This is a genomic window from Pseudomonas sp. LAIL14HWK12:I7, assembly GCF_000483465.1.
Classification (GTDB): domain Bacteria; phylum Pseudomonadota; class Gammaproteobacteria; order Pseudomonadales; family Pseudomonadaceae; genus Aquipseudomonas; species Aquipseudomonas kermanshahensis.
In genome coordinates this window covers 1-26,479 of record NZ_AXYZ01000024.1, presented here as the reverse complement: position 1 = coordinate 26,479, position 26,479 = coordinate 1, and the positions used below count along the sequence as shown (strand labels likewise).

At 64.1% G+C, this 26,479-nt stretch carries 19 protein-coding genes, 1 pseudogene and 1 riboswitch; of the genes and pseudogenes, 13 read left to right on the top strand and 7 right to left on the bottom strand.

The features are described 5' to 3' along the window. Window positions 1-55: 55 nt before the first annotated feature. Together D886_RS0118970 and D886_RS0118965 are read right to left on the bottom strand one after the other, a co-directional pair. Window positions 56-1,576, bottom strand: coding sequence for an FAD-dependent oxidoreductase (locus D886_RS0118970; protein WP_027595415.1), 1,521 nt, complete (start codon window positions 1,574-1,576; stop codon window positions 56-58). A gap of 190 nt (window positions 1,577-1,766) precedes the next feature. Then, on the bottom strand, window positions 1,767-3,095 hold the full coding sequence (locus tag D886_RS0118965) for an MFS transporter (RefSeq protein WP_027595414.1): 1,329 nt from the start codon (window positions 3,093-3,095) through the stop codon (window positions 1,767-1,769). Window positions 3,096-3,257: 162 nt separating this feature from the next. Between D886_RS0118965 and D886_RS0118960 the strand changes: the two genes are divergently transcribed. From D886_RS0118960 to asnB, 9 genes are all read left to right on the top strand, one after another. After that, window positions 3,258-4,355: a sugar diacid recognition domain-containing protein gene (locus tag D886_RS0118960; RefSeq protein ID WP_027595413.1), complete on the top strand. Its 1,098-nt coding sequence runs from the start codon at window positions 3,258-3,260 to the stop codon at window positions 4,353-4,355. A 114-nt stretch (window positions 4,356-4,469) separates the two neighbouring features. Next, a complete protein-coding gene (locus D886_RS0118955; RefSeq protein ID WP_027595412.1) occupies window positions 4,470-5,603 on the top strand; it encodes a glycerate kinase in 1,134 nt (377 codons plus the stop codon). A 352-nt stretch (window positions 5,604-5,955) separates the two neighbouring features. Next, window positions 5,956-7,242 carry a phenylacetate--CoA ligase family protein gene (locus D886_RS0118950; RefSeq protein ID WP_256215215.1) on the top strand — a complete coding sequence of 429 codons (1,287 nt, stop codon included), beginning with the start codon at window positions 5,956-5,958 and terminating at the stop codon, window positions 7,240-7,242. Next, window positions 7,239-8,954 carry a prenyltransferase/squalene oxidase repeat-containing protein gene (locus D886_RS0118945; protein ID WP_027595410.1) on the top strand — a complete coding sequence of 572 codons (1,716 nt, stop codon included), beginning with the start codon at window positions 7,239-7,241 and terminating at the stop codon, window positions 8,952-8,954. The genes D886_RS0118950 and D886_RS0118945 overlap by 4 nt, the downstream gene beginning before the upstream one ends. Window positions 8,955-8,963: 9 nt before the next feature. Continuing rightward, window positions 8,964-9,371, top strand: coding sequence for a hypothetical protein (locus D886_RS0118940; protein WP_027595409.1), 408 nt, complete (start codon window positions 8,964-8,966; stop codon window positions 9,369-9,371). Further along, window positions 9,368-9,652, top strand: coding sequence for an acyl carrier protein (locus tag D886_RS0118935; protein ID WP_027595408.1), 285 nt, complete (start codon window positions 9,368-9,370; stop codon window positions 9,650-9,652). The genes D886_RS0118940 and D886_RS0118935 overlap by 4 nt, the downstream gene beginning before the upstream one ends. After that, window positions 9,649-10,644 carry an AMP-binding protein gene (locus D886_RS0118930; protein ID WP_027595407.1) on the top strand — a complete coding sequence of 332 codons (996 nt, stop codon included), beginning with the start codon at window positions 9,649-9,651 and terminating at the stop codon, window positions 10,642-10,644. Before D886_RS0118935 ends, D886_RS0118930 begins: the two co-directional genes overlap by 4 nt. After that, window positions 10,631-12,016 (top strand): amidase, encoded by a 1,386-nt coding sequence (locus D886_RS0118925; protein WP_027595406.1) that lies wholly within the window; start codon window positions 10,631-10,633, stop codon window positions 12,014-12,016. Before D886_RS0118930 ends, D886_RS0118925 begins: the two co-directional genes overlap by 14 nt. A 10-nt stretch (window positions 12,017-12,026) precedes the next feature. Beyond that, on the top strand, window positions 12,027-13,862 hold the full coding sequence (gene asnB, locus D886_RS0118920) for an asparagine synthase (glutamine-hydrolyzing) (RefSeq protein WP_027595405.1): 1,836 nt from the start codon (window positions 12,027-12,029) through the stop codon (window positions 13,860-13,862). A 2-nt stretch (window positions 13,863-13,864) separates the two neighbouring features. Here asnB and D886_RS0118915 read toward each other — a convergent pair whose 3' ends face one another. Continuing rightward, a complete protein-coding gene (locus tag D886_RS0118915; protein WP_027595404.1) occupies window positions 13,865-14,806 on the bottom strand; it encodes a LysR family transcriptional regulator in 942 nt (313 codons plus the stop codon). A gap of 192 nt (window positions 14,807-14,998) precedes the next feature. On the opposite strand from D886_RS0118915, the pseudogene D886_RS28905 reads away from it, so the two are divergent. Then, window positions 14,999-15,643 (top strand): annotated as a pseudogene (locus D886_RS28905) (SDR family NAD(P)-dependent oxidoreductase); the annotation flags it as partial. A gap of 27 nt (window positions 15,644-15,670) precedes the next feature. Continuing rightward, a complete protein-coding gene (locus tag D886_RS28900; protein WP_371098215.1) occupies window positions 15,671-16,723 on the top strand; it encodes an SMP-30/gluconolactonase/LRE family protein in 1,053 nt (350 codons plus the stop codon). Here D886_RS28900 and D886_RS0118905 read toward each other — a convergent pair. From D886_RS0118905 to D886_RS0118890, 4 genes are all read right to left on the bottom strand, one after another. Then, window positions 16,713-17,693: a site-specific integrase gene (locus tag D886_RS0118905; RefSeq protein ID WP_218186931.1), complete on the bottom strand. Its 981-nt coding sequence runs from the start codon at window positions 17,691-17,693 to the stop codon at window positions 16,713-16,715. The genes D886_RS28900 and D886_RS0118905 overlap by 11 nt on opposite strands. A 42-nt stretch (window positions 17,694-17,735) precedes the next feature. Then, on the bottom strand, window positions 17,736-20,063 hold the full coding sequence (locus D886_RS0118900; protein ID WP_027595401.1) for a bifunctional diguanylate cyclase/phosphodiesterase: 2,328 nt from the start codon (window positions 20,061-20,063) through the stop codon (window positions 17,736-17,738). Between the two features lie 80 nt (window positions 20,064-20,143). Next, window positions 20,144-21,130: an SCO family protein gene (locus D886_RS0118895; protein ID WP_027595400.1), complete on the bottom strand. Its 987-nt coding sequence runs from the start codon at window positions 21,128-21,130 to the stop codon at window positions 20,144-20,146. A gap of 142 nt (window positions 21,131-21,272) precedes the next feature. Then, window positions 21,273-24,665, bottom strand: a complete 3,393-nt coding sequence (locus D886_RS0118890) for an Ig-like domain-containing protein (RefSeq protein WP_027595399.1) — start codon at window positions 24,663-24,665, stop codon at window positions 21,273-21,275. A 242-nt stretch (window positions 24,666-24,907) separates the two neighbouring features. Continuing rightward, window positions 24,908-25,022, top strand: a riboswitch (TPP riboswitch). A 79-nt stretch (window positions 25,023-25,101) separates the two neighbouring features. Here D886_RS0118890 and D886_RS0118885 point away from each other — a divergent pair. Next, on the top strand, window positions 25,102-25,749 hold the full coding sequence (locus D886_RS0118885; protein WP_027595398.1) for a TenA family protein: 648 nt from the start codon (window positions 25,102-25,104) through the stop codon (window positions 25,747-25,749). Between the two features lie 2 nt (window positions 25,750-25,751). Continuing rightward, the gene (gene tenA, locus D886_RS0118880; RefSeq protein WP_033694274.1) at window positions 25,752-26,411 is read left to right on the top strand and encodes a thiaminase II; all 660 of its coding nucleotides are present in this window, start codon (window positions 25,752-25,754) and stop codon (window positions 26,409-26,411) included. Window positions 26,412-26,479 lie beyond the last annotated feature (68 nt).

Sequence of the window (26,479 nt, the reverse complement as noted above, 5' to 3'; positions counted from 1 at the left end):
CGAAATACTTGTTATTAGAGGTGGGGAAACCATAGCTGATTTTTTCCCGGAAAAGTCAGCCAATCAGCTTCAGCGCCTCGTCCAGGCGCAACGGCCGCTTCATCCGCTGCGACAGCTGCGCCATGGCATCCGAGTAGCCCTTGGCGATGACGGCCTCGACTTGCTCATCCACGCATTGCAGCGCGACGAAATCGCCTTGCTCCGGCTGGCCGACGAACTCGATGCGGTTCCAGTCCCGTGCATGCCCCAGGACTTCATAGGTGCGCCCATGCTGGTAGGTCCAGAAGAACGGCACATCTTCGTAGCGGCGCTGCTCGCCGAGCATGTTGGCCGCAGCAATCACGCCGTGTTGCTGGGCCAGGCGCCAGTGTTCGATGCGCACGGGCCGGCCAGCCAGGGGGAAGGTGGCGATATCGCCAGCGGCCCACAGCCCGGGTGCCGCACGCATTTCGGCATTGACCGGCAGCGATTTATCGTCGGCCAGCGTCACCCCTTGCACATAGGCTGTGGCAGGTTTGACCCCGGTGCCCAGCAATACCAATGGCGTCTGCAGCCGTTCACCGTTGGCCAGCAACACGGCCTCCACCTTAGCCTGGCCTTCGAAACGTTCGACTTCGGTGGGGCCGTGAAAGACCACGCCTTTGCGTTCGTGCAGTTCGCGAATGCTGCGCCCGATACGTTCACCCAACTGTTTGGCCAACGGCACCTCATGGCGGGTGACCAGGTGCACCTGCAGGCCGTACTTGCGCAGTGCAGCGGCGGCCTCCAGGCCGATGAAACCGTCGCCGACGATCACCACCGGCTGCCCGGGTTCTGCAGCGTCGAGCAACAGCGCGGCGTCCTCACGTGAGCGCAGGGTGAATACACCCGGCAGATCTGCCCCCGGGAGCGCTGGACGTTGCGCTTTACCGCCCGTTGCCAGTAGGCAAGCGTCATAGTCGATGTGCTGGCCGTCGGCAAGGATGATCTGGCGTTTCTCGCTGTTGAGTGTGCGGACCTTGCCGTGCTGACGGGTCAGGTGGCCTTTGCGCAAGTCATCCGCTTCGAGCAGGGCAGGGACTTCATCAGGTGGCATTTGCCCAGCAATGACGAATTTACTAAGCGCGGTCCGGTCGTAGGCCGGCTGGTGTTCCTGGTCGAGCCAGACCAGGCGGCCGGCGAAACCGTGCCGCAGCAAGGTAGCGACGGCGGCACTGCCGGCGGCGCCGGCACCGACTACCACGAAACAACGGGCATCGCTGTGCCGCGGTGGCTCGGCCTTGGCCAGGGGTTGGTCATCCACCCACACCTCATCACCTTTGACCCACGCACGGTAGCGGCGCAGGTTGGCCAGTGCCGGCGGTTCGCACACCGCACCTTCGTCCACGGCAAACGCCGCCTTGTGCCATGGGCAGACCAGCAGCCCCGAGCAGATCACGCCCTCTTCGAGCGGGGCGCCAGCGTGCGGGCAGTTGGCCTGGTAGGCATGCACCAGGTCGCCCTGGCGGATCAGGATGAGTTCTTCACTGCCGGCCTGCACACGCAGGGGGCGGTTGGGGTCGAGCTGATCGAGGCGGGCCACGGCGTGCTGGGTCATGGGGGTTCTCCAAAGGGGCCTTTGGAACCATTTGACGCCTGTGGTGATGAGTTGCTGACCCGAGCCGACGATCGGGGTCATTGCCCTGTAGGAGCAGCCTTGTGCTGCGAAGAGGCCGGTGATCACACAGCAAGTGTTCGCTGCTATCACCGGCCTCTTCGCAGCACAAGGCTGCTCCTACACAGGCGTTCTAGTTGGCCTTGGCCGTGGCCAACGCCCCTGCGCGCGTTACCCGCAGCGCCACCAGGCTACCGACCACGATCAATGCCGCCAACGAATACAGCGCAGCATCGGTCGAGCCGGTCTGGTCCTTGATGAAACCCACCAGGTACGGGCTGAGGAAGCCGGCCATCTGGCCCACCGAGTTGATCAGCGCAAGGCCGGCCACGGCTGCACCCGCGCTGAGCAGGGCGGTAGGCATTGGCCAGAACATCGGCAGGCCGGTGAGGGCGCCCATGGTGGCGATCGACAGGCCAAGAATGGCGATGGTCGGGTTGCCGGCGAAGTTGACCGCAATCAACAGGCCAATGGCGCCCATCAACATCGGCACCACCAAGTGCCAGCGACGTTCGTTGCGCCGGTCTGCCGAACGCCCGCAGACGATCATGAACACACCCGCCAACAGGTACGGAATGGCGCTCAGCCAGCCAATCAACAGGGGGTTGTCGAAGCCCATGTTCTTGATGATCGACGGCAGCCAGAAGTTGATCGCGTACACACCGCTCTGGATGCAGAAGTAGACGAAGCCGAACGTCCAGATCAACGGGTTGGTCAACACCGCGAGCACGCCGTCACCGGTGGTGGCGGGTTTACTCGCGGCATCGGCCTTCAGGTCGGCTTCGATCAATTGGCGTTCGGCCGGGCTCAGCCAGGCGGCTTTCTGGTAGCCGTCGCTGAGCAGGCGGATTGCCAGGCAACCCAGAACGACGGTGGGCAGGCCCTGGATCAGGAACAGCCATTGCCAACCGGCAAGGCCATGCTGGCCGGCGGCGAAATGTTCGAGGATCCAGCCGGAAAACGGCCCGCCCAACAGCCCCGACACCGGGATCGCCGACATGAACAAGGCCATGATGCCGCCGCGACGGGCAGCCGGGAACCAGCGCGAGAGGTACAGCACCACGCCAGGGAAGAAGCCGGCTTCAGCCGCGCCGGTCAGCAGGCGCAGGGTGTAGAACTCGGTGGGGGTGGTGACGAACAGCAGGCAGGTCGAGAGGCTGCCCCAGGCGATCATCATCAGCGCGATCCAGCGCCGGGGGCCGAAGCGGTTGAGCGCCAGGTTGCTCGGCAGGCCGCAGAGGACGTAGCCGATGAAGAAGATACCGGCGCCAAGGCCGTATACCGTTTCGCTGAATTTCAGCGCGTCGAGCATCTGCAGCTTGGCAAAGCCGACGTTGACGCGGTCCAGGTAGTTGAACAGGTAGCAGATGAAAATGAACGGAATCAGCCGCAGGGTGATGCGCCGGTACAGCGCATTGCGGGTGGTATCCGTGCCTTGGTCAGGGGCGGGGCTGTGTGCCATGATCGGGTTCTCTGTTGTTATGGTTGTCACCGCGTCGCCTGTTCCGGCGCTCGCCCTGACGAGTCTCGGGGACAGCGACGTGCCTGTCTTTGTGCTTTTGCACAGCGATTGACCAGGGGCGCTGTGCCCGGGACCAAAGCCTACCACCCTAAGGACCCTTGAATGTTCGAACTCGACCATGACCTGGCGCAGGATATCGTTGATCGGGCGATGGCCATTTTGCCGTGCAACGTCAATGTCATGGACAGCCAGGGGTTGATCCTGGGCAGTGGCGAGCCGGAGCGCATCAACACCCGCCACGAAGGCGCACAACTGGTGCTGGCCAACGGCCGGATCGTCGAGCTCGACGTGGACGCGGCCAAGTGCCTCAAAGGCGTGCAGCCCGGGGTGAACCTGCCATTGATGCTCGATGGCCGGCTGATGGGGGTGTTGGGCTTGACCGGCGACCCGCAGCAGCTGCGTACCTATGGCGAACTGGTGCGCATGACTGCTGAAATGCTCCTGGCCCAGCGCCACCTGCAGGTTGAACAGCAATGGCGGCGGCAACGCTGCGACGACCTGCTCGCCTTGCTGTTAGGCGGCAGCGGCGATTCGCCTCGGCTGCTCGATGAAGCCCGTCAGCTCGGCCTGAAGCCGCAACTGCCAAGGGTACCTTGCCTGTTCGAGCTGGAATCAGGGCCGCCTGCCGAAGCCCTGTCGTCCTGGCTGATGAGCCGTTACCCGGACAGCTGGTGCGTCAGCCCCGCACGGCAATCGCTGCTGTGGTGTCGCCCGGCGGGTCTGGTGCTGGACGACGCGCGGTTGCTGGAGCGCCTCGAGCGTCACGGCTGGCAGGTTGAGCGCTTGGCCCTGGGGTGCGTGGCGCAAAGCCTGGAACAACTGCGCCGTGGTTATCGCCGGGTGCGCGACCTGCTGGCTTATGGGCAAGAGGTGCTGCCGGCCGAGCGCCTGCTCAGCCTTGAGCGGTACCGGCTACCGGCCTTGCTGTGGCGGCATCGCAATGACGATGCGCTGGATGAGCTGTTGCAACCGCTGCAACGCATCCGCGCCAAGGACGCCAGTGGACAGCTGATTGCGACCCTGCGCGCCTGGTGTGCCCATGATGGCCAGAGCCAGGCTTGTGCCGACGCCTTGGGCATTCACCGCAACAGCCTGCGCTACCGGCTGGAGCGGATCGCCGAACTGGGCGAGGTCGACCCCTTGCGGATGGAGGGGATGCTCAGCCTGTACCTGGGGTTGCAGTTGTTGCGAGCTGAGTGAAGCGCTGGCCAAAGGCATTTGCCCAAACAACGCCTCCGCCGTCTTGTGCATTTGACCGAGGCCACCTTGCCAGGCAACTGTCAGCATGCCGCTCATCTGGACAGGAGAATCCCCATGAAGATCGTCATCGCCCCCGACTCGTTCAAGGACAGCCTCGACGCTGCCGGTGTCGCCCGCGCCATTGCCACTGGCCTGGCCGAGGTGTGGCCGGATGCCGAGCTGGTCGAATGCCCCATGGCCGACGGCGGTGAAGGCACCATGGACGCCATCTTGGCAGCCAGCCAGGGCGAATTACGCCGCCTGGCTGTACGTGGGCCGTTAGGGCACAGCGTCGAGGCCGGCTGGGGTTGGCTGCCGCAGAGCCGCACGGCGATCATCGAAATGGCCCAGGCCAGCGGCCTGCAATTGGTGCCCACCCAGCAGCGTGATGCCTGCCGCAGCAGCACCTGGGGCACGGGCGAACTGATCGCCGCCGCCTTGGCTGCGGGTGCCCGCCGCATTGTCTTGGCCATTGGCGGCAGCGCGACCAATGACGGCGGCAGTGGCATGCTGCGCGCCCTGGGGCTGCGGCTGCTGGATGCCGAGGGGCAAGCACTGGAAGAAGGGGGGCTGGCCCTGGCAAAGCTGGCACGTATCGATGCCAGCGACCTCGACCCTCGGCTGGCAGAGGTCCAGGTCGAGGTTGCTGCCGACGTCGACAACCCACTCTGCGGTGCCAATGGCGCTTCGGCGATCTTCGGCCCGCAGAAAGGGGCAAACCCGCAGCAAGTAGAAGCACTGGACCAGGCACTGGGCCACTTTGCTGATCACTGCGCGCACTTGCTGGGCGAGGACGTGCGTGACTTCCCGGGCTGCGGCGCTGCAGGCGGCATGGGCTTTGCGGCCAAGGCGTTCATGGGCGCGCAGTTCCGCCCTGGCGTCGAGGTGGTGGCAGAGCTGGCCGGCCTGGACGCGCTGGTACAAGGCGCCGACCTGGTGCTGACCGGCGAGGGACGTTTCGATGCCCAGACCCTACGTGGCAAGACGCCAATGGGCGTGGCCCGGGTCGCCAAGCGCCATGGTGTACCGGTGGTGGTGCTGGCGGGCACGCTGGGGGAGGGGTATCAGCAGTTGTATGGCCACGGCATCGACGCGGCCTTTGCGTTGGCCAGCGGGCCGATGAGCCTGGAGCAGGCGTGCGCCAACGCCCGCGAGCTGCTGCAGGCGCGCGCCGGTGATATCGCCCGGCTATGGCGCTGCGCGGTGTAAGCGCGGTCCAATATTTCCGTGTAAGTGCAACTAGCGTGGGGGCTGCTTTGCAGCCCTTTCGCGCCCTAAGGCCGCGCCTACACGTCCATGCCGAAGTTATGAGACTTGGCAAATATGGAAATCATCTTTGTTTGATATCTCGCCATAAACAAAGGCCGAATCGCTGATTTTGATGAGAAAAGCGCTACATACAACACACGCAAAAGGCTCTATTTCGGCCCAGTAATACCGTCCGACTCTCACCGCTACTTACTATTAAGTATTTTACTTAACCCCCGTCGCTCGCCAATTCTCTGCACTGTTTATTCGAGAGGGCGAGTCGATGTTAGTTCATGGCGATAAGGATTTCGGCGTGTTGAAGGATGCCGAGGGCGAACTTCAAGAGCAGGTCGGGCGCGTGCCCGATGCCGCATTTTATGAACGCAAGTTGCAAGCAGTCTGGACGCGTGCGCAACACAGTACCCATTACGCAGGGATTGGCCCCTACAGCTTCACAGCGTTCCAGCAATTGCCGCTGACCGCCAAGGCCGCGCTGAAAAGCCAACCCCTGGCGTTTTGCACCGTAGCCCTTGGCGATGCGGCCAAGTACTACGCCACCACCGGCACCACCGGCGAGCCAACCCCAACCCCGCGCCTGAAACACGACATCATCTGGAATGCCGTCAGCGTCGCCAGCCACTGGCGAGCGGTGCTGCAGCCCGGGGCGCGGGTGGCCAACCTGATGCCATCGGACATCGTGCCGGTCGGCGACCTGATCGCCAACGTCTGCGAATACCTCGACGTGTCGCATGTACGGCTCTATCCCTTTACCACCGGCATCACCGACTGGGAACGGGTGTGCACGACCTTCGACACCTACCGGCCCACGGTGCTGTTCATCGCCCCCGGCGTACTGGTGCAACTGACCCGCTACCTCAAGCAGCGGGAGCTGCTCGACACGTTTGCCCAGTCGGTGCGCACGATCATGCTGCTGGGCGAGGTCAACACCCAGCCGTTTCGTGACCGTTTGGCCCGCGGGTGGCACTGCGAGGTACACGACGCCAGTTATGGCAGTACCGAGACCGGCACGCTGGCAGCCGTAGGCGCGGGCCAGCAGATGCGCCTGGCCACGGCCACGAATTATTTCGAGCTGCTGTTGCCGGACGGCAGGCTGGTAACGCCCGCCGAAGGCCTGACCGGCCGCCTCGTCGTCACCCCGCTGAACCTGTATGCGCGGCCGTTACTGCGGCTGGACACCGGCGACAGCGTCACCCTTACCGCGCCTTGGCAAGCCGGGCGGAGCAGCCCCAGCCTGTTGGTCAATGGCCGCGACAGCGACAGCATCGCGGTGGCCGGCGTAGACCTTGAGATTCGCGCCGTCGAAGAGGTGGTCTACGGCGCCTGCGACGCGACTGGCTATGTGATCGAAATCGACCGCCAGAACGACAGCGCCGCGTTGATCCTTGAACGTGACGTGCACTGGGACAACGCCCAGGAAGGCCCATTGCAAGCGCAGCTGCTGGCACGTTCCGAGCAACTGATGGGGCTGCGCTGGAGCCGTGTGCTGTTCGTCAACAACTTGTCGGCCATCAACAAGAGCGGTGGCTCGCAAAAAAGCTGGAAGAAGACCAACCTGCGCTTCGTGGGGGGCAAGCAATGACCACGTCACCCCTTGCCCAAGGGCGCGGTCTGGGCAACGGCCAGCCTGACTTGTGGTGCACATACGCCGCGATCCGCAGCCTGGCCTGGGTCGAGCGCCTCGACAGCGTCGATACGCCGGCCCTGCACAGCTATATCCAGTCCCGGCGTAACCGCGATGGGGGGTTCGCCTGGAGCAAGGGCATGCCATCCGACGCCTGGGCGACTTTTTATTGCACCGAAACGCTCAAGGACCTGGGTATCGCCATTGACCATGGCGCCCAAACTGCCGATTGGCTGCAAACGCTGTTCGACGGTGATGCCTACGCCATGTGCCCCGGCCAGACGGCGGACGTCTGGGCCACCCACTATGCCGTGCGCACGTTAATCGAGGTGTGCCAGGGGCAGGTGGCCGATGCCCCGGCGTTGTACGCCTGGCTGGAAGGGCTGCAGTGCAGCAATGGCGGCCTCAGTTGGTCCGCGGACTTTGCCCAGCGCAACTTGGCCGACACCCGAGCCTGCTTCTACGGCGTGATGGCCGCGCGAGCCCTGGCCCAGCAGGGGCTGCCCGCACCGCAGTGGGACCTGCCGCGGTTGATTGCCTGGTTGCAGGCGCAGCAGGTGGAAAGCGGCGGCTTTCGTTTCAGCGAGGCTGCCGAGCAACCGTGCCTGTGGGCGACCTACCGCGCCACGGCGAGCCTTGCGGCATTGCATGCGCAGCCCTTGGCGCGCCACGCGTGTATCGCCTGGATCGACGCACTGCGTCGGCCCAGTGGCGCTTTCGTGCGTTGGCAGGGCTATGACGGCGAGGACGTCTGGGCCGCTTTTTGCGCGGTGGGCTCGCTCAAGGCGTTGGGAGAGCCGGTGGCCCACCTGGCAGATGACATTGCACGGTTCATCGCGACCTTGGCGCTGCCTCAGGGTGGCTACACCTATCGGCAGGTCGACAGCGCGGCGGATGTGCTGACCACGGCGGCTGCCGTGCTCGGCGAACAGCTGAATGCTGCGCAACGGGCGGCAGCCTTGCACTGGATCGAAGGCTGCCAGATGCCTAACGAGCCTGGGCTCATGTACATGCCAGGGCGGGGCGCCGAAGTCCGCTGCACCAATTGGGGCCTGGCGGCGGGCGCCTTCGCCGGCCAGCCAGCGGCGCGCAAGGCGGTCGGGCACTGGCTGGCCTCGTTGCAGAACCCCGATGGTGGCTTCGGGTTCTGGGAGGGGCGCGGGTCGGACCTGGTGTCCACGGCGTCTGCGGTGGCGATCCTCCAGCAACTGGGCAATAACGCTGGGGTCGACCTTGTGGCGCTGGAGGCCTTTGTGGCCAGTTGCGCTCAGCAAGGTGGGCACGCCGCCTACCCACGAGGGCAGGCGTCCTTGCGTGCCAGCCTGCAAGCCTTGATCTGCCTGCACCATGTGGGCTGGGATGTGCGCGAGCAGGCAAACGAACTGCTGGTTGCACACAAGGTGCGCCAGGGCGGCTTCGCCAATCTGGGGCAGCGCATCCCTGATTTGCTCAGCACCTACCAGGCCGTGGCGTTCGGCGCCGCGCAGGGGTTGCCGGTCGACCGCGCGCACCTGCAGTTCTTTCTCGACAAAGTGCGCAGCGGCCAAGGCCATGCCTGGTCGCCGCTGTACCTGGAGGGCCACGACGCACTGTCCGATTGCCTGGGGCGCCTGTTGCAGGCGTTTGCCGAAGGCAGGCGTCAGCACCTGCCCAACCTGCAGCTGTCGTGAGGAGCAGGCATGCCAACCATTACTGTTAGCTGCGCACCACTGCAGCCCATCGAGCGCAAGCGCCTGGCCCTGGCGTTCACCCGCCTGCTGAAAGCGCAGGGCGCCGATACCGCGCATTGCATGGTGTTTTTCAACCCGCTGGAACCGGGGTGTGTGTTCAGCGCCGGCATGCCATTGCCGACTGCTGATGGCAACGGTGTGGCGTTGCAGTTCTACCTGCGCATCACCCTGTCGGCGGCGCGCGACGGGCTGGCCCATGCGGTCTTGGCCGAAGGCCTGCACCGTTGTCTGGTGAGTCACTACCCGAACGCTTTCATCTACCTGCAGTTTGATCCGATCCTGCCAGAACACGTGTTCTACAGCGCGGGAACGGCATTGATCAATGCCCACCATCAACAAGGAAAACCAGGCGCGTGAGCAACCTTTCTATTGAGCAGCAGATTCGTCAAGCATTGGCGCAATTACTCGGTGACGAGGTCAACGCCATCGATAAGCGCGACAGCTTCCGCGATTTTCTAGGCGAACGCTTCGACAGCCTGATGGCCGTCGAGGTCATCACCGCCATTGAAGCCTGTTTCGCCATCGAAGTGGATTACCTGAGTGACGACGTTCGCTACTGGTTTGAAACACTGGAAAAGATGGAGCAGTTCGTCGCCCAGAAACGCGAAGACCAATTGACCCTGCAGGCCACCCCGTGAGCGGCGATCATCTGTTCACCACGTCAGGCTCCACCGGCGCGCCACGCCACTGGCTACGCAGCCACGCGCAGATGGTCGACGAGGCCGCGCTGATTCTCGGCCGCTGGGCGGCTGACGCGAGCGAGATCCTGTCATTCGCGCCGAGCTGCCACAGCTACGGGATGATCCTGGGCGCGGTCGGTGCGCAATGGCTGAACGCGCGGTTGCAGGCCTGCTCGCTGGAACAGCAGCAGTTACCGCAGCTCGATGGCGACGGGCCCTGTGTGATCCTCGCCATTGCCAGCACCTGGCGGCTCTTGCCTGCACTGCTGGCGCGCCTTTCAGTACGGCGTTCGGTACTGGTGGTGCACAGCGCATCGCTGTTGCCACCGGACGCATTGGCCACCGTGCACCGCTTCGCAGGGCCGCAGGTGCGCTTCATCGAGCTGCTGGGTGCCACCGAAACCGGCGCCATGGCCTATCGCGCGCTGGATGCGCAAAGTACCGCAGAGCAACCGTGGACGCTGCTGAGCGATGTCGAGTTGCTGAGCCCTATCGGCGCTGCCGGCCCGCTAGACGTCAGCAGCCCACGTATCGCGCGGGAGCAGGGCGCTGCAACCCCGGCACACGCTCACCGTTGCGATGACCTGGTGCTGCCATTGGACGCGCGACGCTTTCAATGGCTGGGCCGGGCCAGCAGCCTGATCAAGGTCAACGGGGTTCGGCTCGACCTGGCGCGCCTGGCCTGCGAGCTCGGCCAACGCCTGCAGTGCCCGACCCTGGCCTGCGTGGCGGTGCGCGATGGGTTGCGCGCCGAAGCGTTCGAAGTGCTGTTCAGTTCGCCAACGTTGACCGAGCAGGCCGTGCGCGAAGCGCTCACGCACTGGCCTGCGCACCACCCGCGACCGGTCGCCGTGCGCCGGGTCGCGCACCTGCCGCTGTCTGCCACCGGCAAGCCCCAACCGTGGGCCGCCTCATTAACTGTCAAGGAATACACCCATGAGCCACGCTGATACCCAGGGCACCATCGCCCATTACCTGAACCACTGCGGTGCGCCGCTGGCCAGTGGCCGCGAACAGCCCGAATACCTCGGCCTAAGCCTGCGCAAGCGCCTCGAACTGCTGGAACGCAGCCCAGCACTGGCGGCTGATTGGGCTGCACAGTATGAGGCCTGGCGCGATCACGCCGACAGCCACTATCGCTGCCTGACCAGCACCCGCCCAGTTGAGGCGCCGTGGGTCCGGCTGGGAGTGAAGGACACCGTGGACGTCGCCGGCCTACCGACCCGCCTGGGGCTGCGCAGCTACCGTCACTACCCGCAACGCAGCGCCGAGGCGCTGAGCCACCTCGACCCGCGTATCGCGCTGACCAGCAAGGTGGCGACCACCGAGCTGAACATCGCGTTCGGCGCAGGCTGCCGCAACCCGCATTTCCCGACCATCGACCCATCGGGTTCCAGCACCGGTTCTGCGGTTTCCGTGGCTGCGGGCCTGTGCGACATCTCGTTGGGTACCGATGTGCTGGGCTCGGTGCGTTGGCCGGCGTCCCACTGTGGCATGGTCGGCTTGCGCATGACCCACAAGGCCGCCAGCCTGGCCGGAGTATTCCCGCTGTCGCCACGCATGGACGCCTTGGGTTGGGTGACCCGCAGCGCCGACGACTTTGCCCTGCTGCTGCCGATGCTGGGCTTGGGGCCGTTGCTGGGCGATCAGCAACCGCTCAAGCAGTACTACCGTGTCGGCGTGCTTGAACACGCGCTCGACCCTGCGCTGACCAGCGCACCAATGCTCGACATGTTGAGCCAGGCCCGTAGTGCACTGGCCGACCTGGGCATGGCCCCGCGTGAAGTGGCCATGCCCGACCTGTGGGCCTGCCGTGGCGATGCCTGGCAGCTGTGCGCGCGCGACGCTTGGCTGGCATCTGCGGCCTGGGCGCGACGCTTCGACTGCGAACTGCATTGGTCAACGCTCAGCGCGCTCAAGGTAGGTGAAGGGGTAAGCGACAGCGACTACTCGCGCATTCATGCCCGCATGGGCGCCGTGCGGGCGGGTATCGATGCCTGGTTCGAGGCCGCCCAGGTGGATGTCGTTATTTTCCCGATGGACCCGAACCGGCCCTTCGACCGGCGCAGCCCGCAACCAGGTGATTCGACCATTCCGTCACCGGACGATCACGACTATGCCCAGAAAATCGGTTTCACCCCTCTGGCCAGCTTCAGCGGCCTGCCGGCCATTACCGTGCCGATCGCCCTCAGCGCTGACGGCAAGGCGCCCCTGGCCATACAGATCATGGGCCGACGCGACAGCGAGCAGCAGTTGCTGGACATCGCCAAACGTGTGCAGGCGCTGATCGGCCTGCTGCCTACCCGTCGTCTTCAGGTGTAAGGGGCGAGCCATGTGCGGAATTACAGGCTGGGTGGACTACACCCGCGACCTCGCGCAACAGCGCCAGGTGCTCGGCGCCATGACCGATACCTTGGCCTTGCGCGGGCCGGATGCCAGCGGCAGCTGGCAGCACCGCAACGCCTTGCTCGGGCATCGGCGCCTGGCCATCATCGACCTGAGCGGTGGCGTGCAGCCCATGACCTACCGCTTCGCCACGGGTGAAGACGTCGCGCTGGTGTACACCGGCGAGGTCTATAACCACCATGCCCTGCGCGAACGGTTGCGCCAGGCCGGGCATGTGTTTAAAACACGCAGCGACACCGAGGTGGTGCTGCACGCCTACCTGGAGTGGGGCGAGCAGTGCTGCGACCACCTCAATGGCATGTTCGCCTTCGCCGTGTTCGATGGGCGCAGTGGCCACTTTCTGCTGGTGCGTGACCGCTTGGGGGTCAAGCCGCTGTACTACGCCCGTCACCAGCAGGGGTTGCTGTTCGGCTCCGAGATCAAGGCGATTCTTGCCCACCCCGAGGTTGCCAGCACCCTAGACGCGGTCGGCCTGGTGGATGCCTTAAGCCTGTCCCGGGGCACCACCCGCACTGCCTTTCGCGGGGTCAGCGAATTGCCGCCGGGGCATCGGTTGTCCTGGCGGCCCCAGGGGCAGGTAAAGATCAGCCGCTACTGGCAGTTGCAACGCCGCGAGCATCAGGACGACGTGGCGACCACGGTCGAACGCACCCGCGAGCTGCTCGACAATGCCTTGGGCGAGCAGTTGCATGCCGATGTGCCGGTTTGCTCGCTGCTGTCCGGTGGCCTGGACTCGACCCTGCTGACCGCCATGGCGCAACAGCGGTTAGTGGCCGAGCAGGGCGGGGCGGTGAATTCGTTCTCGGTGGATTTCGTCGGCCAGGCAGAGCAGTTTCAGGGTGATGCGTTTCGCCCCGAACGTGACCAGCCTTATGCCCTGGCGGCGGCCCAGTACATCGGCAGCCGGCACCAGACCATCCTCATAGACAACCGGGAGTTGGTGTCGGACCCGGCCCGCCTGGCGGTGTACCGCGCCAACGACAGCGCGGCCACCTTCGGCGACGTGGACACCTCGCTGTACCTGTTGTTCAAGGCGATCCGCGCGCATTCCACGGTGGCCATCTCCGGTGAGGCGGCAGATGAAGTGTTTGGGGGCTACGCCTGGTTCCGCGACCCGCAGGCCGTGGCCGCAGCGCGCTTCCCTTGGTTGTCGCGCATGCAACTGCTGCAGCCCGAGCTGATCAACCCTGAGTTCAACCGGGCCTGCGATTTTGCCCAGTATCAGGACAGCTGTTATCACCAGGCCCTGGACAGCGTCGAGCATCTGCCAGGGGACAGTCCGCAGGAACGGCGCATGCGCGAAATCTGCCACATGCACCTGCAGCGCTGGCTGCCGATTCTGCTCGATCGCAAGGACCGCCTGAGCATGGCCGCGAGCCTCGAGGTGCGGGTGCCGTTCACTGATCATTCACTGGTGGAGTACGTGTACAACGTGCCGTGGTCGATCAAGGGCAAGGATGGCGAGGAAAAATGGTTGCTCAAGCAGGCCGGCGCCGACCGGGTACCGCCTGCGGTGTTGCAACGGCGCAAAAGCCCGTACCCGACCTCGGCGAACCTGGCCTATGAGCGCTTTCTGCGCGAGCGCATTCGGCAGTTGCTGAAGGCGCCAGTCCGGCCCGTGTTCCAGGTCATCGACCACGGTCGGCTGGCCGCCGAGTTGCGCCAGCCCGAGGGTTATTTCAACTCGCAACTGCGGCGTAACAACCTGGAGACGGCCCTGGCGCTGGACACCTGGCTACGTGAGTACCGGTTGACGGTGTAGGGCTACAGGATCAGAGGGTTCTGCAGGGTGTCGCTGAAGCGCTTCGGCGCGCCCTGGTCGAGCATGGCGATGAAACTGCCCAGGGCCGGCGAAGCGTTCTGGATGTTCCAGTTCATGTACAGGCCCATGGTTGGGGTGGGCTGGTCCTTGATCGGGCGGATCGGGCGGAATTGCACACGCTCACGCAGCGTCGAGTAAGCGATCGACTCCGGCACCAGGGCCACGCCGAAGCCACAGGCGACCAGGCCGATCAGGGTGTGGATCTGCGCCGCCTCCTGCACCACCTTGGGGTAGAAACCGGCCGACTCGCACAGGGCAATCAACTGGCTGTGGTAGCCACTGCCCAGGGCTTGCGGGGTGAAGACGAAGTCCTCTTCGGCAAAATCGCGCAGGTCGACCAGCGGCTGATGGGCCCTGGCGTGGTTGGCGGGCAGGGCCATGATGATCTGCTCGTTGAGCAACAGCCGCGACTCGATGGTATCGGGCGGCATCGGCAGCTTGCGCATGAAACCGATGTCGGCTTCGCCGGCCATCAAGGCCTTGGCCTGCGAGGCTGAGGGCATCTCGCGGATGGTCAGGCGTACATTCGGGTAGACCTCGCGGAACCTGCGCAAGGTCGTGAGCAGCGACTCGTAATACGCAATGGAGATGGCCGTGATCGTCAGTTTGCCGCAGATGCCTTCCGAGACATTGCGCGCGTATTCGATGCCTTGCTCCAGCTCTTTGAGCGTGCGGTACGCGGTTTCCAGAAAGGCCATGCCAGCGGCAGTCAGCTTGACCCCGCGCTTGTTGCGCAGAAAAAGGCTGAAGCCGAGCTTTTCTTCAAGGCGGTTGATCGCTTGGCTCAGGGGCGGCTGCGCCATGTGCAGGCGGATGGCGGCCTTGTGGAAGTGCAGTTCTTCGGCTACGGCGATGAACTGCCTGAGCAAACGTGTCTCGATCATTCTCTGTTCCTTCATCGACTTGCCGGGGTGCCTGGCAGGCGCCACCCCTGCAAGGCGGCCATCATAGTGCGTGGCCACCGAGTGACAAAGCCTCGGTGATATCCCTGAGATATCAAAGTTGCATGCTTTTAATATTAAGTCATTGATTTTTTTATTGTTATCGTAAAAAAGGAGAATCGAAGGTGCCCTGCAATGCCAATCACAGACCCATTCAAGAACAAAGTCGCGATCATCACCGGTGCTGCCCAAGGGCTGGGCCTGGCTTACGCCATGGCACTGGCCGAGCGAGGCGCCCGCGTGGTCATCAGCGACCTGGGGACTGACCGGGCAGGCCAGGGCGAGGACCCGTCGGCCCTAGCCCAGGCACTCGCGGCCCTGCAGGCCAAGGGCTACAACGCGATCGCCCATGCCGGGCAATTGGAAGACGAACGCGCCTGCCAACAATTGATCGAGCTGGCCATCGAGCAGTTTGGCGCACTGGATATCCTCATTCACAATGCAGGCTGGGTCGATTACCAGGGCATCGAAGCGCAGGAAGAAGCCTTTCTTCAGCGCGCGCTGGGCATCAGCGTGCACGCCCCGGTGTGGCTGGCCAAGCATGCCTGGAAGTACCTCAAGCATTCCGCCGCCCCGCGCGTGGTGCTGACCACCTCGGACCGCGCCATGTACCAGCGCTATTCGCAGCCCGGGCTGGTGGCCTATTCAGCCGGCAAGATGGCCCAGGTCGGCATCATGAACGCCTTGAGCATGGAAGGGATGGAGCACGGCATCCTGGTCAATGCCATCTCGCCCGTGGCCAAGACCCGCATGTGGGGCGTGACCCAGGCCCCGGAAGAGCTCAAGCCCGAATGGGTCACCCCAGGGTTGTTGTACCTGGCCAGCTCGCTGTGCCGCGACACGGGCTACATCCTGCGTGCCAGCAACGGGCAGTTCACCGCCACCCGTTTCACCGAGAACAGCGGCGTCAGCTACCCACGCGACCTGGCGCGGGTACAGGCGGGCAACTTCAAGGAAGTGGCCGAACGCTGGAGCCGCATCAAGGAATGCCATTACGTACCGGTCAAGGTCGCCAACACCCGCGCCGATCTGGGCGAGAGCCCGGTTTGGGACGCGCGCAGCGGCGCGCTGTACTTCGTCGATATCACCGATGGGCGCATCAATCGGCTGAACCCGGACGGCGAGGTCGAAAGCCTGTATGAGTCGGCCGCACGCATTGGCGCCCTGGCCCTGACCGACCAGGGCAACTTGATCTTCACCGAGGATTCCAGTGTCGCCATTCTGGACGTGAACGCGCGCAAGGTGCGGCAATACTCCGTGCCGGTTCACCCGCGTTCCACCTACCGTTTCAACGATGGTGCCTGCGACCCCCAGGGCCGTTTCGTCAGCGGCCTGATGGACGAAGCCCCAAGTGGCAAGACCGGCGCCTTGTTCCGTTTCGACGCGGAACTGAGCGACCAGGTGATCCACGATGGCATGGCGCTGCCTAACGGGCTGGCCTGGTCGGAAGACGGGAAAAGCGTTTTCTTCGTCGACTCGGTCGCCCGCGCCATCTACCGCGCCGAGTACCTGCCCGAAGGCCGCTTGACCGAGGTTACGCTGTTTGCCGAAACACCTGCTGAGCTGGGGCGCCCGGACGGCATTGCGCTAGACCGCGAAGGCGGGCTGTGGGTGTGCCAGTTCAATGGCAGTTGCCTGCTGCGTTACGACCGTCACGGCCACCTGACCGACCAGGTGGTGATGCCGGTGACGCGCCCGACCAGTTGCTGCTTTGGCGGTGAAGGGATGACCACCTTGTATATCACCACCGCGCGGTTCGGCATGAACGCTGTAGAGCTGCGGCACTACCCGGATGCCGGCGACCTCTATGCGATCCGCCCGGAAATCGGCGGCATTGCGCGCCACGCCTTCAAGGAATGAGGTTGTGCACCTGGCTGGCCGGTAACACGGCCAGCTCACCAAAGCGTTGCGCCGAGTCGATGTAGCGCAGTGCTGACTTGGCGTCCTTCCAACCCACGTAGCTCATCAACGACTTCAGTTCCCAACCATTGGCCGTGGCCCACGTGGCGAAACCACGGCGCAGCGAGTGGCCGGTGTACAACGCCGCCGGTACCCCGGCACGCTCCAGCATGCGCCGGAGCAGCCCAACCAGGCTGTTGCTGTTGAGCGCCGCGTCGCTGAGGTTGCCCCAGCGGTCGAGCTTGCGAAACACCGGGCCATGGGCGATGCCGGCCACTTCGATCCACTGCAGGTACGCGCTGACCGGGCACAATGCCTTGAGTGCCGGCGTGCGGTGCTGCACGCCAAGCGCTTCGCGGTCACCCTTGCTGCGAGGCAGGAACAAGGTGATGCCGACACCGGCTTCAGCCTGGATGTGCTCGACGCGCAGGCGCGCCAGCTCATCCCCCCGAAACCCTCGCCAAAACCCCAGCAACAGCAGCGCCGTGTCGCGACGCGCTCGGCGCAGGGTGGTCAAGTCGTGGCATTCGCGTGCCTGGCGGGCTTCGTCCTCGAAGCATTGCACGGCGGTTTGCAGGTGTTGCAGCAACAGCGGTGCAGCCTGTTTTGGCGGTGTCGGGTGCAGGGTGCGGATACCGCGCAGTACCTGGCGCACCAGCGGCGCCTTGGTCGGGTCGGGGAAGCCCTGGCTGATGTGCCATTGGCTGAGGGCCGCGAGGCGTTGACGCAAAGTGCTCACCGCGTGCTGCTCGGCGTGGTCGGCCAGGTAACGGGCCACGCCCTCGGCGGTGGCGGGCAGAAAGCCACCCCACTGGGTCTCGAAATGGTCGATGGCAGCCTGGTAGCTGCGCCGCGTGTTGTCACGGGTGGCGGCGCGGACGTAGCGCTCGATGTCGGTCATGGTGCAGTAGCCGGTATTCAGTGGTGACACGATAAACCGAATCGGCTTGCCTGTCCTGGCATCCATCCCTCTTTAGTAGACACCTACCTTTTCATCGATGCCGTTGAAGGGTGGGTAGTCGAGCAGTTGTGCCGGCGACAGTGGGCGGCTGAAGTGATACCCCTGGGCAATGTCGCAACCGGCGAGCTTCAGGCACACCACTTGCTCACGGGTCTCCACACCTTCGGCCACCACCTCCAGGCCGAGGCGCTTGGCCAGGATGATGGTGGAGGAGACGATCGGGCTGTCGTCATGGCTGTTGGACAACGGCGCAATCAACGAACGGTCGATTTTCAGCTTGCTCAACGGCAGCGAGTGCAGGTGCGCGAACCCTGCATAGCCGCGCCCGAAATCGTCCAGGCTGATGCCCAGGCCCGCTTCGCGCAAGCGCTGCAGGTGCTCGACCGCCGTGCCCTCGGGGTCAAGGATGGTGGTTTCAGTGATTTCCAGCTCCAACCGGTGTGGGGCGATGCCGTACCTTTGCAATTTGTTCAGTAGCCGCGTGCTGAAGCCTGCCTGGCGCAACTGCAGCGCCGAAACATTGACCGCCAGGCGCGCTTCGCGGCCCTGCGCGTGCCAACGGGCGAGCGCCTCACAAGCCAGGCGCAGCACTTCCCAGCCAAGCTCGATGATAAAGCCACTGCGCTCGGCCAGGCCGATGAAGCGGTCCGGGTAAAGCAGGCCGAATTCCGGGTGGTCCCAGCGCACCAGTGCCTCGTAGCCCAGCACCTGGTGGGTATCGAGGCGGATCTGCGGTTGGTAATGCAGGATGAACTGGCGCTCGGCCAACGCCGCGCCGAAGGCTTGCTCGAGGGTGAAGGCATGGATATCGGAAAGGTTCAGCGACGGGTCGAAGAAGCGGTACTGGGCACGCCCGGCCTGCTTGGCCGAGTACATCGCGGCATCGGCGCAGCGGATCAGGCTGTCGATGTCTTGGCCATCGCGTGGGCAGATACTGACGCCGACGCTGGGGCTGGTGTTGACCTCCTGGCCATCCAGCGCATAGGTGGTCGAGAGTTTCTGCACCAACTCGCGTACCCAGACGTTGATCTGCTCTTCGCTGCGCTGACCGGCCAGTAGTACCACGAACTCGTCACCACCAAAACGCGAGGCTTCGTCGCCCGGCTCCAGCAACCGTTGGATTCGCCCGGCCACGGCTTGCAGCAGCAGGTCGCCGATCTTGTGGCCGAGTGAGTCGTTGATCGACTTGAAACGGTCCATGTCGATGAACAGGATGGCCATCAACCGGCGTTTGCCCCGTTGCCGGGTCAGCGCAAGCCCAGCGACTTCGACGAACTGGCGGCGGTTGTGCAGGCCGCTGAGGTGGTCAGTGGCCGCGGCGTGGCTGCTGCGCCGGTGTTCGTCCTCAAGCCGCTCTATCAGTTGCTGGTTGACCTGCTGTGCGTGCTCCAGGGCGCTGAACGCTTCCTGGCGTTTGCGCAGCAGGCGCAACGTCCACACCAGGCTGGCCAGAATCATCAGGGTCATGCTCAGGTTCAGCCAGAACTGCCGTGAGTAGGCCAAGGCCGTCGGCGCCAGGATTTCTTCGTAGCGTTGGCTGACCACCACGCTAAAGCCTCGCTCGGCCTGGCGCCGGTACAGGCTCTGGTAGGGGCCGCCGGGTGAATACTGCGTGAGCGCGCCCGCGTCAGGCCCGGCCTGCGGCAAATCGGGCTCCAGGCTGTCGGCGGCCACGATCACCCCGCTGGAGTCGATGCGCAGGCGTTCGTGGCCATCGTCCTGCAGCAGGCGCATCAGGCCGGTGCTGCCCAGGTCGATGTGCTGGAACAGCACCGCCAGGTAACCGATGTCCAGCTGCACCACCAGGATGTTGTCGATTTCGCGGCCGGGCAGGTCGGTCAGCGGCAATATGAACGGCAGACGCCAGGTGGGCAGGGCGCTAAGCGGGCTTTGCACCTCGATACTGGGCATGAAGGGTTTGAAGCCGTAGCGGGCAACGTGCAATTGCAACTGCCGCAGCCAGTCTTCAGGCAGCGTTGCGGCGTCGTCGGCATGGCTGGCCGACACGAGCCGGCCGTGTCGGTCGTACAGGCTGATGCGTTTGAACAACGGGTCTTCGGCCAGCAACCGGGCCAGGTTGGCGTTGCCCTGGCGCGGGGCCTTCAGGTCGCCTTGGGTGACGCGGCCAACGGCCTGGGCACGGTCGACCAATTGGCGCAGGCTTTGCGCGACGATGCTGGCCAGGTTCAGGTGCTCGGCCGCCTTGGCCGACACTGCATCCTGGCGCGCAGCGGCTTTCTGGGAGAAGTGCAGCCCCCAGAGAAATGCCAGGGTGGCGGCACACAGCATCAGGATCAACAGGCGCAGAAGGCTGGCGGAAGAGAGCGAACGGCGAATCACGACTGATAATCCCGACCCTGGGTGATGCTGAAAACATACGACAGTATGATGACAGGCCGATGACTGATGGCTAAGTGCCTCTAGGGTTTTGCCGTGTCTGCCAACGGCGCCTGCAAGCGTGTGGTTTCTTCTTCGATGTAGGTCATCAGTGCAGCGACCTCGGCATCGCCCAGCCGCATGTTGGGCATTGCCAGGCGGTTGTATTGCTCGTACAGCAGCATCGCCAGCGGGTCTTTTTGCGCAAGCATCTGATCTGGCTCTTTCAGCCAGCGGCTCAGCCAGCGGGCATCGCGTTGCCGGGTCACGCCTAACAGGTCGGGGCCGATGCCCCGTTGCAGGCCTGGCTCGGCGTCGCCCAGGGTATGGCAGGAAGAGCAGCGGGTGCGGAAGATCTGCTCGCCGCTGCTGGGCGAGCGGACTTCCGGCGCATGGGCGTAGTCGTTGGCCATGGCACTGGCTTGCTTCCAGTTGTGCAAGCTGTTGCCCAGGCGGTCGGCGAGGATGTAGGGGCTCTCAAAGGGCGAGGCTTTCATCCAGCGGCCGGTGGCCTGGTTGCCGATGATCAGGCTCAGGTTGTGGTCTTTGGAGCGGCCGTTTTCCAGGCCTTCTATGTACAGGCCCAAGCTTCTGCGCAATTGCTCGATGTCGGCAGGCTCGCCGGTGAGCAAGGTCCAGCCGGGGCCGATGGCGAATTTTTCGGCGTAGCGTTTGAGGGTGGCCGGCGTGTCGTTGTAGGGGTCGATGCTGATGGAGTAGAGGAATATGTCCTTGCCGACCCGGTCGCCGAGAATCTTTTGCACCTGGCGCAGGCGCGCGGTTTCCACCGGGCAGGAGTCGGAGCAGCCGGTGAAGATGAAGTTGATGGCGACGACCTTGTCTTTGATCAGGTCATCGAAGAAGTGCACTTTTTCACCGTCCTGGGTCAGCAGGGGGGTATTGGGGAAGTAGTCGGCGCCCCAGGGGGTGGCGGTTTCTTGGGGTGGGGCTTGCCGGGGTTGCACGGGCCAGAACGGGATGCTGGCAGCGAACAGCGACAGCACGAGCAGAACACGCCATGAGCCAGTCATGAAGTCGTCCTCCGTAAAAGATCCTACACAAACCGTTGTAGGAGCAGCCTTGCGCTGCGAAAAGGCCAGTGAAAGCACCGAAATTGCATTGTGTTGTCACTGGCCTCTTCGCAGCACAAGGCTGCTCCTACAGCTGATTTGCCTACTTGATGCTGATTGGCGCTGTCACGCTTTGCCCCAGCGTCGACGTCACGGTCGCTGTCGCCGGTGTTGCTGGCCCGTTGCCGGTAGTGGTGGCCGACAACCTCCAACGGGCACCCGTGGTGGCCGCGGTCAGCGTGGCAGCACCCAGGTTCAACGGCCCGCTGGTGGTGGCCACCGTCACGTTGATGGCATTGCCGGTAGCCACCGAGGTGGTGCCCGCCAGCTCCCAGGTGTAGCGGTTGCCGCTGCGCACTTGCACCGAGGCACTGCTGACCTGGATGTTGTCGACCGGTACTGCCGGGCTCACCGCGATGCTGACCGCCGCCGGGGCGACCGACTCGGCACCCTTGGCGTCGCGCGCCGAGTAGTTGAAGCTGGCGGTGAACGGTGTGGCGACGGTGGCCGGTGGGGTGTAGGTCACCGTGGTGCCGTCGGTGCTGGTGGTACCCATGCCCGAATCCGGCTGGCTGAGGCCAATGACGGTCAAGGGCAGGTTGCGCTCGGGGTCGGTGTCATTGGCCAGCACATTGAGCGTGATCGCCTTGCCGGCCGTGGTGGCAGCACTGTCGTTGACCGCAACCGGTGGCTTGTTGGTATCGTCGTTATCATTGTGGCCCGACGTGCGGAAGGTCGGCAGGCCTACAGAAGCGACATATTCCACACCGTCCCAACCCGGCAACGGGGTTGGCATCACCTGGAACTGGCCAGGGTGCTCCAGGTCCCAGCGCAGCAGCATCGACGAGTCTTCGTGCTGGGTGTTGTGGCAGTGCTCCATGTAGGTGCCGGCAAACTCGCGGAAGCGGATGGCCATTTCCACTTCTTCCGACGAATCGGCATCCGGCCCGATGCGGTAGACGTCCTTACGCGCCCACTTTTCCCACTCTGGCGGTGCCTTGCCGTCGCGGCTGAGCACGATGCCTTCCTCGAAGTGCACATGCACCGGGTGGCTCCAGCCGTTGCCGCCGTTCTTGATCTTCCAAACTTCCAGGGTGCCGTCGCCGCTAAAGCCGCCTTGGGTGGCTTCGCTGGCCAGTTGCGGCGCTGCGTTGATGCGACGTGGGTCCATGCTGTAGCCGAAGCCGCCATCGGTCTTGATGGTCCAAGGGTTGGTGTCGGTGCCGTCTGAACGGCCGAAGATGAACTCGCGATGGCGGGCATCCTTAAGCTTGGCCTGGTCGGCAACAGCGTTGCGGTCGAGGGTCAGCGGGATCATCTTCAGGCCTGCGGCCTTGCCCGGCTTGGCCGGTTCATAAGCGACTGGGTCCATGCTCAGGTCCTGGCCGCTGTAGGGCTGCACCAACAGTTGCAGGAACTTACCCACCACCGGGTCGCCTTGGTCCCACTGCGGGCCCTTGCTGGTCTGCTTGATGACCGCCTTGTATTTCTCCGACAGCACGTCCGCCAGCGAAATAGCCTGGTTCGGGCCCTTGCCTGACTGGTGCTCCATCAGGTTGACGAAGTACAGCTTGTCGCCTGCCTTGATGCCGTTCTTGGCGAAGTTGATGATGATGTCGTAACGCTCGGCGATGCCTTGCAGCGGCAGAATGCCGTTGTTGTCCTTGAGGTCACCGTCGCCGTTGAGGTCCAGGGTGCCGTCGAATGGCACGGCATGTTCCATGATGTTGCCGTCGTTGGCGATCATGTGGAACGGCACGCGGGCATACGACACGTTGGAGCCGGACGGGCCCTTGAATTCGCCGCTGCTGCCGGCGATTTCACGCACCACGGCAAATTTGAAGTAGCGCGACACCGACCCATTGAGGATGCGGAAACGGTAGCTACGCGCCCGTACTTTCAGCTTGGGTTGGTACTGCCAGTTGACCAGGATCTGGTCGCCGAGGAAGCCGTCGGTGTTGAACGGGTTGAACCACAATTGGCCGTTGGCATCCCAGGCTTTGTCGGCAATCACCAGGTTGACGTCGTAGTCGCGGTTGCCCCACGGCATGGCCGAACCACTGGGGAAGCGCAGGTTGACGCCATCCTGCAGAGCCTCGTTGCCGCGGTCCAGGGCGCTGTAGTAGTTCATCATCACGGCGTTGCCTTTGTAGACGTTCTGCGCCGTGAAATCCATCATGTGGTCGTGGAACCAGTGGGTACTCATGGTTTCGCGCCAGTCGCCACGAATCTTGATGCTGCCGTTTTCGCAGGTTTTAAGGCCCGGCGAGGCGTCGTTGACGTACAGCGTTTCGCCCGGTGAGCAGGGGAACGCCGCGCGCGGGTCTTGGGCGCGGGTGTTGATAGTGTCGTAACCGGCCAACTGCACCGGCCACCGGTAGTCGTAGTACTGGCCGGGGAAGAAGTAGGCGTTGGCAAAGCCATCGCTTTCGGCCGGGGAGTGGCCGTTGTGCTCATGGGTCGAGATGGTGTGCAGGCCAAAGCCGCCGTTGGCCGACGGGTCGATCGGCAAGGCGTTGTAATGGCGCATCAAGATCGGCTGGCCATAGCGGACCATCAGCAGCTTGGGCGGGAAGGTGCCGTCGAAGGTCCACAGCGATTTGTGGTTTTGCAGAGGGAAACTTGGGTGGAAGCGGGTGTCGATGCCCTTGGTGGTGCCCAACGTGGTGGGGATGTCCGAGGTCTGGTAGTACAGCCCGCCCGGCGCGAACTCGCCGACCGCATAGTTGTGCATTTGCTTGCGGTCACGCAACCCTAGGTTGATGCGTGCGCCAGCTTGGGCGGTCTTGAACGCAGCCTGAGGGTAGAACTCGTTCCAACGCTGATGGGACCAGCCTTTTCCTGGGGGGCGGCCTTCAGCCGGCGAGCCGACCGGGTGGCGGTTGAGAAACATCTCGATCTGCGCCTTCCACGGGTTGCGGTCGAGCACGTTGGAATACTGGGTGGGGAATGGGTATAAGCCTGGTTGTTTGAGGAACGCTTCCAGGGCGGTGCCACTGGGGCCGCTGCGGGCGACCACATTGGGATCTTGTGCGGGGGCCGCGCCCAGGGTCGGTACAGGAAAGGTCAGGTCCGGTGCCGGGATGCTGGGGTCGAGCTTTTCCGGGCCGAACTCTTCGAACAGCAGCAGTTGCTGGGTGAACGGCTGCGCACCGAACAGCGGGCTGGGCTTGCCGTTGGTGGGGTATTTATCAGAGGTTTGCAGGGCGGGCGGCAGTACGTTGTCCTGGCGCACGGTCGAACGGTCACCGTAGGCACCATCGGTGAGCTCCAACGAGCCTTCGTTGGCTTCCGGCATGGTGTACAGGTTGAGCAACGCCGGGTTTGGGTCGTCCGGCTGGTCGGTGTAGGCCGAGGGGTCGGTCGGCGGGGGCTGGCCGACGTCATCGAGGGAAGACGCGATTGCCGGGTTCAGCCCAAGGCTGAGCATCAGCACGGTGACGGCAGACAGTTTGAATGTGTGCCTGGTTGGGTGACTCACGGCAGGTGTTTTCATTGCCTGGTGCCTCGCTCGCGGCGTTATGGCTTGGGGCCATCAATGGCGTTTTGCCTAGTAACGGGGCCTGAGCAACGGCTGTGCCAACAGATGTTGCGGTAATGCTTTGTTAAACAAATCCTTTGAAAACCTGAGTCGCGCTAAATAATGGCGTGCCAGGCTGGGGACCTGTACCCACAAGCGGGTCACCCAAGGCCCAGAGTTTGGGGCGTGACAGCACCTTCCTACCTGCTGTATACCTGTGGGCCACCAAGGGGAGCCCGGCAACGGGCTGAGAAACCGCTGAGCGTTGCAGCGCGGTGACCCTTCGAACCTGATCCGGATCATGCCGGCGAAGGGATGGGACATGAAACCTGCCTTTTTGCCGGCCTCACTGCGAGGCCAGTCCATGCCAGCTTCAACGGTCTCGCTGTCACCCCCTGCAGAGGACAGCATCATGACCGAACGTTTCACGCAAACCCTGCGCCGTCAGAGCGAGCCGACCTGGTCGGCGGCCATCGGGCACCGCTTCGTTAGCCAACTGTGCGACGGCAGCCTGCCGGACCCGATCATGGTCCGCTACCTGGTGCAGGACCACCGCTTTCTCGACAGCTTCCTGACCCTGCTCGGCGCTGCGATCGCCACCGCGGACACCTTCGAGGCACGCCTGCGCTTCGGCCAGTTCGCCGGCATGATCTCCAGCGATGAAAACACCTATTTCCTGCGCGCCTTCGAGGCGCTGGACGTCAGCCCGGCGCAACGCGCAGAGGCCGCAGACACTGCGCCGACCGCAGGCTTCAAGGCGATCATGCGTGAAGCGGCCGCCACCCGCTCGTACGCCGCCGCGTTGGCAGTATTGAATGTCGCCGAAGGGTTGTACCTGGACTGGGCGCTCAAGGCGCCGAAACCCTTGCCTGAACACTTCGTGCATGCCGAATGGATCACCTTGCACGACAACCCGGCGTTCCAGGCGTTCGTCGCCTTCCTGCAGGCCGAACTGGACCGCGTTGGGCCGCAGGAAGCCGAGCTGAGCACCGATTTCTACCTGCGTACCGTGGCCTTGGAGCTGGCCTTCTTCGATGCGGTTTACGAGGGGGAGGCGTGAGCATGGATATTTTCGATCGCCTCAAGGCCGCCACCACGGGCGAGTGGCACCGCTATGTCGAGCATGATTTCGTGCAGCAAATGGGCGAAGGCACGCTGAGCGAGGCGGCGTTTCGGACGTACCTGGTGCAGGACTACCTGTTTCTGATCCAGTTCGCCCGCGCCTGGGCCCTGGCCGCTTACAAGAGCCGCCTGCCGGCCGACATCCGCGCCGCCCAGGCGGGCCTCGCGGCAATTCTCGACGAAACCGAACTGCACCTGCGCCTGTGCGCGCGTTGGGGGCTGACCCAGGCTGATATCCAGGCCGCACCCGAGCACCAGGCCACGGTGGCGTACACCCGCTATGTGCTCGACTGCGGCGCCGCCGGCGATTTGCTGGAGCTGCATGTGGCGTTGGCGCCCTGTGTGATCGGCTATGCGGAAATTGGCCGGACGTTGGCTGAGCGGATTGGTGACCTGAGCGATCACCCTTACCGTGAGTGGATCGCTGAGTATGCCGGGGAAGGGTATCAGCAGGTGGCGGCCAATGCCCGCAAGCACCTGGATGAACTGGCCGCGCGGAGCATGACCGAGCAACGGTTCGTGGAGCTGGCAGGGATTTTTGGCCAGGCGTCGAGCCTGGAGGCCGATTTCTGGCAGATGGGGCTGGATGGCGCGAAGTAGGGATCAATGGTCCTCGTTGATCATTGGAAATTCCAGGTAGGAGCAGCCTTGCGCTGCGAAGAGGCCGG